This window comes from Archangium violaceum Cb vi76, assembly GCF_000733295.1.
In the GTDB taxonomy this organism is placed as follows: Bacteria; Myxococcota; Myxococcia; order Myxococcales; family Myxococcaceae; genus Archangium; species Archangium violaceum.
The window spans coordinates 1-9,785 of record NZ_JPMI01000238.1 but is presented as its reverse complement, the minus strand read 5'-3'; the positions used below and the strand labels follow the sequence as shown (position 1 = coordinate 9,785).

9 protein-coding genes are annotated in these 9,785 nt (G+C 69.1%); 5 read left to right on the top strand and 4 right to left on the bottom strand.

Going from position 1 to position 9,785, the window contains the following annotated elements; all coding sequences use genetic code 11:
- A partial coding sequence (locus tag Q664_RS33100) for a hypothetical protein (RefSeq protein ID WP_043404717.1) occupies positions 1–251 on the bottom strand: 251 nt, incomplete at its 3' end.
- Between the two features lie 308 nt (positions 252–559).
- On the opposite strand from Q664_RS33100, the gene Q664_RS33095 reads away from it, so the two are divergent.
- Positions 560–1,063, top strand: a complete 504-nt coding sequence (locus Q664_RS33095) for an aminoacyl-tRNA deacylase (RefSeq protein ID WP_052518977.1) — start codon at positions 560–562, stop codon at positions 1,061–1,063.
- Positions 1,064–1,073: 10 nt separating this feature from the next.
- On the opposite strand, the gene Q664_RS62330 is transcribed toward Q664_RS33095, so the two are convergent.
- On the bottom strand, positions 1,074–3,665 hold the full coding sequence (locus Q664_RS62330) for an O-antigen ligase family protein (RefSeq protein ID WP_052518976.1): 2,592 nt from the start codon (positions 3,663–3,665) through the stop codon (positions 1,074–1,076).
- A gap of 152 nt (positions 3,666–3,817) precedes the next feature.
- Between Q664_RS62330 and Q664_RS33085 the strand changes: the two genes are divergently transcribed.
- Positions 3,818–4,111 carry a hypothetical protein gene (locus Q664_RS33085; protein ID WP_052518975.1) on the top strand — a complete coding sequence of 98 codons (294 nt, stop codon included), beginning with the start codon at positions 3,818–3,820 and terminating at the stop codon, positions 4,109–4,111.
- Between the two features lie 160 nt (positions 4,112–4,271).
- Here Q664_RS33085 and Q664_RS33080 read toward each other — a convergent pair whose 3' ends face one another.
- Entirely contained in the window at positions 4,272–5,570 is a 1,299-nt protein-coding gene (locus Q664_RS33080; protein WP_043404713.1) for a UDP-glucose dehydrogenase family protein, read from the bottom strand.
- 87 nt (positions 5,571–5,657) lie between these two features.
- Entirely contained in the window at positions 5,658–6,629 is a 972-nt protein-coding gene (locus Q664_RS33075; RefSeq protein ID WP_043404710.1) for a nucleotidyltransferase family protein, read from the bottom strand.
- Positions 6,630–6,834: 205 nt separating this feature from the next.
- Between Q664_RS33075 and Q664_RS33070 the strand changes: the two genes are divergently transcribed.
- The 3 genes from Q664_RS33070 to Q664_RS58210 all read left to right on the top strand — a co-directional run bounded on the left by Q664_RS33070 (position 6,835) and on the right by Q664_RS58210 (position 9,119).
- Positions 6,835–8,157 carry a DUF418 domain-containing protein gene (locus tag Q664_RS33070; RefSeq protein ID WP_043404723.1) on the top strand — a complete coding sequence of 441 codons (1,323 nt, stop codon included), beginning with the start codon at positions 6,835–6,837 and terminating at the stop codon, positions 8,155–8,157.
- A gap of 131 nt (positions 8,158–8,288) precedes the next feature.
- A complete protein-coding gene (locus tag Q664_RS33065) occupies positions 8,289–8,492 on the top strand; it encodes a hypothetical protein (RefSeq protein WP_043404707.1) in 204 nt (67 codons plus the stop codon).
- Between the two features lie 207 nt (positions 8,493–8,699).
- Entirely contained in the window at positions 8,700–9,119 is a 420-nt protein-coding gene (locus Q664_RS58210) for a hypothetical protein (protein WP_075207574.1), read from the top strand.
- Positions 9,120–9,785 lie beyond the last annotated feature (666 nt).

Here is a 9,785-nt window from a genome sequence, read left to right as displayed (position 1 = left end):
TCCAGCTCCCGCCATGCCCAGTCTGGAGAATCCAGCGACAGGAACTTGAGGGCATACAGCCGCCCGCCGCGGCTCGCCCGGTACACCGTGCCCTGTCCGCCCGCCCCCAGCCGCCGCTCCAGCCGGTAGCCGTCCACCTCCGTCCCGAGAGCAGGCGGCCCCGCCTCCTCCCACTCCCGCTCGGCCCACCGCGGCCACTTCGCCCGCCAGGGCCGCTCCACCGCCGATTGCCCCTCCACGGCTTCGCTCATGCACACCACCTCCCGAGTGGGCCACACTAACATGACCGCGGATGACGGCCTGGCGCGCACTCGAGCCCAGGCACCCAGGGCCAGGACCCCCACACCGGACGCCCGCATGCGAGAGGGCCAGCTCCGGGCGTGTCACTCGTTGACGTCAATGAGTGATATCCTGCATCCACACACACCACTCGTTGACGTCAACGAGTGCGGGCACGAGAGGCCTGGAGCGCGTGCCCGCCCGTCCGGGAGGCACGCGCCCGGCCAGCCATGGCCTGGAGGGCCGGGGCAGTCCACCTTCGAGACAGAAGGTACCGCCCATGATCCCCGAGCCCATCCAGCACTATCTCCAGCAGCAACACGTGCCCTTTCTTCGCCACTGGCATCCGCGCGCGGTGACGGCGCAGGAGCTGGCCCAGGCGCTCCACGTGACGGGTTACCGCGTGGCCAAGTCCGTCATCGTCGAGGCCGACGGGCGGTTGTGCATCTGCCTCATTCCCGCGACGGACACCCTGGACCTGGAGAAGGTCCGCGAGGTGCTCGGCGCGAAGGACGTCCGGCTGGCCAGCGAGGACGCGTTCGCGAACCGCTTCCCCGAGTGCGAGCTGGGAGCGGAGCCCCCCTTCGGCCACCTCTATGAATTGCCAGTGCTCATGGACGAGGGGCTCGGCGTGGCCGAGGACCTGCTGCTGCGCGCCGGCTCCCACGAGGAGGCGCTGGAGGTGAGTGTCGAGGACTTCATCGGCCTCGAGTCACCGAGGATGGCCTCCATCACCCACGGGCACGCGGGGCGGCACACGGCGCATCACGACATTCACGCGTGAGCCGTGGGGCTCAAGGCTCCTCGCCCTCCAGTGTCCCCAGGTCCTCCTCCGCGCCCAGGGCCCGGAGAAGGAGGGAGTCCTCCGCGCCCGAGCCCCCACGTGAACGGCTCCGCGCCTCCACGCGCTGGCGCTCCGCCGCCTCCAGGCGCGCCACCCACGCCTCTCCTTCCCCACGCTGCTCCTCCGGCAACAGCAGCAGGCCCTCGCGTACCGCCCGTGCCGCGGCGTCGAACTGGTGCAGCGACTCGTGCAGCCGCGCCACCTTGAACCAGAGACTCCCACTCGGCTGCATGCGCACCGCGGACTTCCAGGACTCCAGCGCCCGCGCGCGCAACCCCTCCCGCTCGTAGCTGCTCCCCTCGAGCATGTAGAGCTGAGCGCGCAGGGAGTCGTTGGACACGAAGGGGTTCACCTGCTGGAGCGACTCCCTCGCGCGCCGGGTCAACCCCAGCTCCACCTGCAGCCGCGCGAGCGCGAAGGCCCGCTCCACGTTGCCTGGAAACCGGGGGCCCAACGCCTCCAGCACCGCGAGCGCCTCGTCCCCCCTGCCCCGTGCATGGAGCACGTCCGCGCGCAGCAGATAGGAGGAGAGTGCCTCCGGAGCCCTCCGGGATACCTCCGCGCTCGCCGCCTCGGCCTCCGCCAGCTCGCGCCGCTCCAACCGCACCCGGGCCTCGAGCTCCCAGAGTCGCACCGCTTCGGGCGCCGCGTCGAAGCGCTCACGCGCCCACGCGAGCCAGGGGAGGAGCATCTCCTGATTCCCCGCGCGCTGGAGCTGGGAGGCGAACGTCACCCCGTGCCGCGCCGTGTCCGGGGTGAGGGCTTGCAACTCCTCGAGGGTCCTCGCCCGGCCGAGCGCCTCGCTCCACATCAGCGCAGGGTCTCCCGCCTCGAAGGCCAGCCGGTACTCGAGGAAGGCCTGGGTGCGCTGCCCCAACGAGAGCAGGGCGCGCGCGGCCACGCGGTGGGCCCACGCATCCACCGGGTTCAGGAAGAGGGCGCGGTTGGCGAAGGCGAGCGCCTCGGCCGCTTCCGCGCGCCCCGCGTTCACATGGGCCAGGCCCATCAGGTCCTGCAGCGCATGGTCCGCCGGGTGCCGGTCGATGAGGGCGAGCCCCCGGGCACGCACCTCGGCGAGCGGGGCCCTCGTGGTGACGAGCGCACCGAGCTCCGCCTCCGCCCCGTCCAGTGTGCTCCAGCCGGGAACGAGCGCCACCAGGGCCACTCCCGTGAGGGCCACGCCCACCGCGAGCACACGCAAGGGCGCATGGCCGCGAGGCGTCTCGGCACGCTGCCGGTCCTCGGGACGGGCCACGCTGGCCAGCGCCACCCAGGCCGCCACCGCGCTCGCGGGCAGCTCCAGGCTGAAGTCGAAGAGCTCATGCAGCCCGAGCGCCCCCACCCCCGCGAGCACCGCCCACTCCTCCGCGCCCAGCCCCTCCCGGCGCGACAGCAGGCCGAAGCCCCACAGCATCCCCGCGAGCAACAACAGCCCGGGCACGCCGAACTCCGTGGCGAGTTGCAGCACCGCGTTCTCCGGGTGCGTCGAGGTATTGATGACGGGCCGCGTCTGGTAGCGGGGGAAGACGGACTCGAAGGCGCCACGGCCCAGGCCGAGCGGATGGGCCCTCGCGACCGAGGCCAGCTCCGGCCACTGCTGGAGTTTGCTCTGACGCAGCTCCTCCACGCTGTCCGCCGTCTCCAGCTCGGCCGCGAGGTGCTCGGAGGCCAGCAGTCCGCCCACCGCGAGCACCGCGAGGAGGCACAACAACACCCCGCCCCAGCGGCGCCACGTCCGGGCCAACAGGAGCGCGAAGGCGAGCACCCCGAAGACGAAGAAGGCGATGCCCCCTCGAGAGAGGGACAGCAGCACCCCCGTCCCCCCCAGGAGGGAGGCCAGCACGTAGGGCACCGCTCGCGTGCGCCCCTCACTGGAGAGCGCGAGTCCCAGGGACACGGTGGCCGACAACCCGAGGAAGGCCGCGAGGTGGTTGGGGTTGCCGAAGGGCGTGACGAGCGGCGGCCGGGCGTGGACGAACGCGATGACACCGAAGAGGGTGTCGAGTCCGAGCAGCGCGTGCACCAGGCCCAGCACGGCGATGGCCGCGCCCGTGAAGGCGAGCGTGCTCAGCAGCCGGCGGCGCGCGCGTCCGGAGCGGCACACCTGCACGGCGGCGACGAAGGTGAGCAGGTACGCCAGGTGCCGGGCCAGCTCGCGCCAGGTGGCCGGTGGATCCATCGACAAGGGGCGCGGGCCGTCCAGTCCCAGGGGGACGAGGACGAAGTCGCGCAACCCGGCCGCCTCGGGACCGAGCACGGCGAGGAGCCCCGGCGGCAGCGGAACGAGCTGCAACGCGCACAGGAGGGCCCCCGCTCCCAGGGGCAGCGCGAGCAAGGGCAGGTGCAGGGAGCGCCGCTGTCTCCATGCCCCCACGCACGCCAGGACACAGGCGAGGCCCGCGAGCACCACCAGGGGCCCATGCACCCACATGGGCGCGCTCCCGAGCGACAGGGGCAGCCCCACCAGCAGCACCGCCAGCACCGCCTCGGCACCGAGGGTGTACCGGGACGTGCGCGAGCGGGAGGGGAACGCGGAGGACATGGACGGCTCCCGAGTATGGCACGGGTCCGGTGGGACGCCTGGAGTACCCGCCCGCCTGCTCAAGAGGAGAGTGCCGCTGGAGAAGCTACCATCCGACCTTCTGGCCGCCATTGCTTGCATCCAGAACGCCTTCTGGCATCTTCGCCCACCTCATGCGCCGCGCCACCGCCATCACCCTGCTCTGCTCCGCCCTGCTCGCCCTCGCCGGTTGCAAGAGTCCGTGCCGGGAACTGTCGGAGCGGCTCTGCGAGTGCGTCGAAGCCTTCCAGCGCGACGAGTGCATCCAATTGGTGGCCGACCGCGAGCGGAGCATCGACACGACCGACGAGGATCTCGCCGCCTGTGAGGAGCGGCTGGACACCTGCACCATCAATCGGAACGACCGCACGACCTGCGACCTCCTCCTGACGGACGAGGGCAAGGCCGCCTGCGGCCTGGCGCGCTGAACCCGGCCCATCCCCTGGCGAGGAGCCCGGCGGCTGCCTGAGCGCCCGCCCGTCTTGTCGCCTTCCCGGAGCAACCCCAGTGGAAGGAGCTGCTGGGGCCCCCACCACGCCCCGGGACGCGCGCTCCCGAGGAGGAGCGCGGCCCCTGGCTGCACTGAGGCTACTTGCGGCCGAGCCCCATGTACGTGAAGCCCAGCTCGCGCATCCGCGACGGGTCGTAGATGTTGCGGCCGTCGAAGATGACCGGGCTCTTCATCAGCGCCTTCATGCGATCGAAGTCCGGGTGGCGGAACTCGTTCCACTCGGTGACGACGAAGAGCGCGTCCGCGCCCTCCAGCGCCTCGTAGGGCACGTTCGTGTAGCGGATGCGGTCACCCAGCACGCGGCGCGCGGTGCGCTCGGCCACCGGGTCATGCGCCGCCACCTTCGCGCCCTTGGCCAGCAGGCCCTCGATGACCTCCACCGACGGCGCCTCGCGCATGTCGTCCGTCTTCGGCTTGAAGGCCAGGCCCCACACCGCGAACGTGCGCCCCTCCAGCGAGCCGAAGTGCTTCAGCGCCTTCTGCACCAGCACCTTCTTCTGCCGCTCGTTGGTGCGCTCCACCGCGCGCAGCAGATCCAGCTCCAGCCCCTGCTCGCGGCCCTTGGCCACCAGCGCCTTCACATCCTTGGGGAAGCAGCTGCCGCCGTAACCCACGCCCGGGAAGAGGAACGGGTAGCCGATGCGCTTGTCCGCGCCCATGCCCTTGCGCACGAAGTCCACGTCCGCGCCCACCCGCTCGCACAGCACGGCGATGTCGTTCATGAAGGAGATGCGCGTGGCCAGCATCGCGTTGGCCGCGTACTTCGTCAGCTCGGCCGAGCGCGTGTCCATGTAGAGGATGGGATTCTCCGTGCGCACGAACGGCGCGTAGAGCTGGCCCATCACCTTGCGCGCCCGCTCGGACTCGGCGCCAATCACCACCCGGTCCGGCTTGAGGAAGTCATCCAGCGCCGCGCCCTCCTTGAGGAACTCGGGGTTGGAGACGACGTCGAACTCCACCTCCGTCACCCGGGAGATGACCTCGCGCACCTTGTCCGCGGTGCCCACCGGCACGGTGCTCTTGTCCACCACCACCGTGTACTGCCGCATGGCCCGGCCCACCTGCTCCGCCGCCGACAGCACGTACTGGAGGTCCGCCTCGCCGCTCTCGCCCTCGGGCGTGCCCACCGCGATGAACACCACCTGCGCGCGCGCCACCGCCGGCGCCAGCTCCGTGGTGAAGCTCAACCGCCGGTCCCGCGTGTTCTTGCGGATGAGCTCCTCGAGCCCCGGCTCGTAGATGGGGACTTCCCCCTGCTGCAACTGGGCGATCTTCCGCGCGTCGATGTCCACGCAGACGACGTCGTTACCCGAATCCGCGAAGCAGGTGCCCGCGACCAGTCCCACGTAGCCGGTTCCAATGATGGCGATATGCATGAGCGTCCTGACTGTCAGCAGCCGGGTACGCTCTTACCCGGGAGTGGCCTCGCGGGGGAAGGGGCGAGTAGCAACCAGCCCCTCGCCTCACTGCCCGGTCAGCAACCGGCGCAGCCGCTCCGAACCCCGCACATGGCTCATCTTCCCCGGCACACTCGCCGGCTGGACGACCAGCCGGTCCAACAGCTCGCGCGTGGCGCGGCGCAGCGGCGGCAGGGCTGGCTTCAGGGCCTCGGCCGTCTCGGGAAAGAGCCCCGACACGATGGCCAGCGAGGTGTAGAGGGCGCGCTCCAGCTTCCACGCCTTCGCCCGCTCCAGCAGTGCCGCCACGTCCACGGGGCGTGAGTACACGCCACCCATCGCCTTGGCGCCCGTCATCAGCTCGCGCAGGTCCACGAAGGACAGCCAGGGCACCTGGTAACCCTCCCGGGCCTGCTCCAGGCACACCAGCAGCACCGCGTCCTCCAGGTCCGGGCGGAACAGGGAGGGGCCGTACATCTTCATGGGCCTGGCCCGGTCGAAGATGCCCTGCACCTCGGCGCGGCGGCTGGTGCCGAGCACGTCGGCGTAGAGGTGGATGGCGGTGCGGCCGTCGGACAGGACCTTGATGGCGCCGTGGGCCGGCGCGTCGGGCTCGGGGCGGAACTCGTTCTGGGCGAGGTAACCCGCGAAGCCGTCCACGTCCATGCGCCGCAGCAGCATCTGAATCTCCAACACGGGGCGGAAGGCCACGTGCGGGTAGAGCGTGTCGGCGAAGGCCGCCGCCCCCATGAGGAGCAGCTTGCGGCCCTCCAGCTCGTCCACGGTGCGCTTGAAGTTGACGAGCTTCATCACGTTGTCGTTGACCGAGCCCGAGTAGATGCTCAGCAACTGGTCCCGCACCCACTCCGGCGCATCCGCCCCGGGCATGCGGTACTGGAGGTTGTAGGAGGCCAGCGGCGCAAGGCCCTGCGCGATGGCCCACTCCACGTACTCCTCCCAGGGAGCTCCGCGCAGCGAGACACGGGGCGGTTCGAAGGAGGCGAGGACGCGAATGGTGTCGAGGAGGCTGATGGCCATGGCGACGCAGCTTTAACGACTCCCGCGTACATGACGCAATCGGAAGCCGCACCACCTGTCCATCTCGTCACCGCGGGGACGGGGTTGTCCGGATATGGAACGGCGCTGTCCGGATACGGACAGCCTGGGACGCCCGGGCCCGGCGGTCTCCTGGCCGCTGGGAATAGGGGCGAGCTGGCACAAGTTCGGCATGTCTTTTCCGGCCATGAGCCAACCGCCCTCTTCTCCACCCGCTCCGCAGGCCGAGGCCCGCCCCGTCGACGCCAGCGAGCGGCTCGCCCTGCTGGACGTGCTGCGCGGCTTCGCGCTGTGCGGCGTCTTCGTGTCCAACACCTTCATGTGGTTCTCCGGCCGCGCCTACCTGACGCGAGCGCAGTTCGAGGCCGCCATGGCCTCGGCCACATGGGTGGACCAGGCCCTCATGTACACCATGGGGATTCTCGTCAACGGCAAGTTCATCACCATCTTCTCGTTCCTCTTCGGCCTGGGCTTCTCCGTGCAGATGATGCGGGCCGAGGCGCGTGGCGCCACCATCACCCCGCTCTACATGCGGCGGTTGGTGATGATGTTCCTCATCGGCTGCGTGCACCTGTTCGGGCTCTGGCTCGGCGACATCCTCACCACCTACGCGACCATCGGCTTCGCGCTGCTGTTGTTCCGCGAGCGCCAGGACAAGACGCTGCTCATCTGGTCCGCCCTCCTCCTCTTGGTCTCGCCGCTCGTGGTGAACCTCGCCATGAAGTTCGTGCCCATGCTCCTGAGCGGTGGAGCGGAGGCGGGCGCCGATGCGGCCAAGGCGGCCATGGAGCGCTCCAGCCAGCTCCGGGCCGAGACGAGGCAGGCCTTCTCGAGCGGCACCTACGTGGAGATGGTGCGTGCCAACGCCCACTACTTCTTCGCCCAGTTCCTCCCGGGCCTCGCGGGATTCTTCCTCCCCCTCCTCGGCCGTTTCCTGCTCGGGCTCATGGCCGGACGGCGGCGCCTCTTCCATGACGCGCCCCAGCACCTGGCGTTCTTCCGCAAGCTGCTCCGCTGGAGCCTGGGCATGGCGCTGATCGGCAGCGCCATCGGGATGGTGGTGCAGTACATGATGCGCCAGAAGACGCTGGATCCCCAGTCGCCGTGGATGATGTTCCTGAGCCCGGTGCGGCAGCTCAACGAGATGGGGCTCGCCGCCGTCTACGTCGCGGGCCTGGTGCTGCTCTTCCAACGCGAGGCGTGGCAGCGGCGGTTGATGGTGCTCGCCCCGGTGGGCCGCATGGCGCTGACGAACTACCTGAGCCAGACGGTCATCAGCCTGTTCATCTATTACGGCTTCGGGTTGGGGCTCATGGGGAAGATCAGCCCCGGGGCGACCATCGCGCTCAGCCTGGTCATCTTCGCGGTGCAGGTGGTGCTCAGCCATTGGTGGCTGGCGCGCTTCCGCTTCGGCCCCGCCGAGTGGCTGTGGCGCTCGCTGACGTACGGCAAGGCTCAGCCGATGCGCCATCCCTCGGCGCCCGCCGCCGCGGCGGTGACGGCTGTCTGACACTCAATCGGGAGAAGAGGCGCGGCCCGGCCGCCCGGGAGGCTTGGCGTCTCCGGGCAGCCGGAAGTTGGCTGCGCGCCCATGAACAAGACGCTTCGTCTCACCAGTCTCGCCCTCGGGCTGGGGGAATCATGTACGAGTCCGCGCTGCGGGACCTGTACGCGTCCGCGAAGCTCCAGCCCAACCAGGTGGTGATGGACCTGCGCGAGCACCACGCCATCCACTCGTTCGTGTTCTATTGCAGCCACTCCATCACCATCTCCGGCTACGTGTTCCAGCTCAGCCCGACCGCTCCCGGCGCCCTGAAGGTGTCGAGCGCATCCATCTCGCAGTAGTCATCCCCCGTGTCGGAGCTCTCGCTTCATACGGCCCCGGCGCGCCACCACGGGCCTACTTCAAAGGCGGCTAGGCACACATGACGTTTCCGGTTACCCTGGCAATCGGGGCCGTTCATGAACCCTTCTCCTGACCGGCGACCTGAAGATGTTCGAGGGAAAGGATTGGCTGCCCTGATGCATCCCCAGATTCACAGGACGAAACCTATGAGAGCAATCCTCCCCATCGCACTCTGCTGCGCTGGGCTCCTGACCGGGTGCGGCTACTTCGGCTATTACAAACATACCAAGGCCCCATGGGCTCCCCCGGAGCAGGCGAGCGCCGTTGAATTTCCCTCGTCCCTGGAAAAGGGCACACAGTTCACCGGCCCCATGCTGGCGGCCCTGAAGGTGGCGATGGACGAGTACCGGCCACCCGGTCTCAATCCCGATAGCTTGCCACTTCCGGATCGTTGCCTGGCCCGGTGGGAGTACATCAACGTGCGCGTACTCCAGGTCAGTGACGATTTGTTCTTCGTCGAGTTCACACCCGATCTGCGCAAGTGCGGCCCCGGACTCATCGTTCCCGATGCGGGTGCGACCTATGCCATTGATGGCAAGGGCCGGATTCTCGCACGGGACTTCTGAAGCTCCCACGAGAGGCAAGAGAGGACGACACATGATGAAACGAGCACTGCTTGCTTCGCTGGCCTTCACCACGACCTGGGGTTGTGCGAGTACGAATCTCGAGGTCCGAGCCCGGCGGTTGCCGGAGGGAGCCATCCGCTATGAAGGGGAGCTGGCCGGTCCACACGCGACCTTCGAGCGATTGGTCGAGAAGACCTGTAGCCGCCTCGCGGCTTCACACTCCGCCGCATCGAGTGAGGGCGCGCGTCCTCCTGGTTACTGCGCGGGATATTTCTACTCGCCGGAGGACAGGGCGTTCTTCATCAACACCGTGACCGCCATGCTGGGTACACAGGAGAGCGAGCAACGGAGCTGTGCACTCCCCAGGAACCTGCTCGACCCGGAGAACACCCAGGAAGTGGTGTCCCTGGGAGGTTCCAGGCCCCTCGCGTCCGAGCGACCGGCATCACCCTGGCAGCCCACGAGCTTCCTCAATCAAACGACCCGGGAGCCACACGATAGGGATTTATTGGTCTTCAACCTGGAAGAGCCCGGAACCTGTGTGGTCTACGGCTATGATCATTTCAGGCGGCTCATCACCAACCAGCAAGATGATCGATTCGTCATCATTGGCAGGGTGAACCGTGATGGGGGCATTTCGCAGGCGGCCCGCCATCCGTAGCGCTC

What these genes read in the sequence shown, in the direction of transcription:
- Q664_RS33095 (WP_052518977.1), top strand. Translation starts at nt 560, where the DNA reads ATGATCCCCGAGCCCATCCAGCACTATCTCCAGCAGCAACACGTGCCC.
- Q664_RS62330 (WP_052518976.1), bottom strand. Translation starts at nt 3,665, where the DNA reads ATGTCCTCCGCGTTCCCCTCCCGCTCGCGCACGTCCCGGTACACCCTC.
- Q664_RS33085 (WP_052518975.1), top strand. Translation starts at nt 3,818, where the DNA reads ATGCGCCGCGCCACCGCCATCACCCTGCTCTGCTCCGCCCTGCTCGCC.
- Q664_RS33080 (WP_043404713.1), bottom strand. Translation starts at nt 5,570, where the DNA reads ATGCATATCGCCATCATTGGAACCGGCTACGTGGGACTGGTCGCGGGC.
- Q664_RS33075 (WP_043404710.1), bottom strand. Translation starts at nt 6,629, where the DNA reads ATGGCCATCAGCCTCCTCGACACCATTCGCGTCCTCGCCTCCTTCGAA.
- Q664_RS33070 (WP_043404723.1), top strand. Translation starts at nt 6,835, where the DNA reads ATGAGCCAACCGCCCTCTTCTCCACCCGCTCCGCAGGCCGAGGCCCGC.
- Q664_RS33065 (WP_043404707.1), top strand. Translation starts at nt 8,289, where the DNA reads ATGTACGAGTCCGCGCTGCGGGACCTGTACGCGTCCGCGAAGCTCCAG.
- Q664_RS58210 (WP_075207574.1), top strand. Translation starts at nt 8,700, where the DNA reads ATGAGAGCAATCCTCCCCATCGCACTCTGCTGCGCTGGGCTCCTGACC.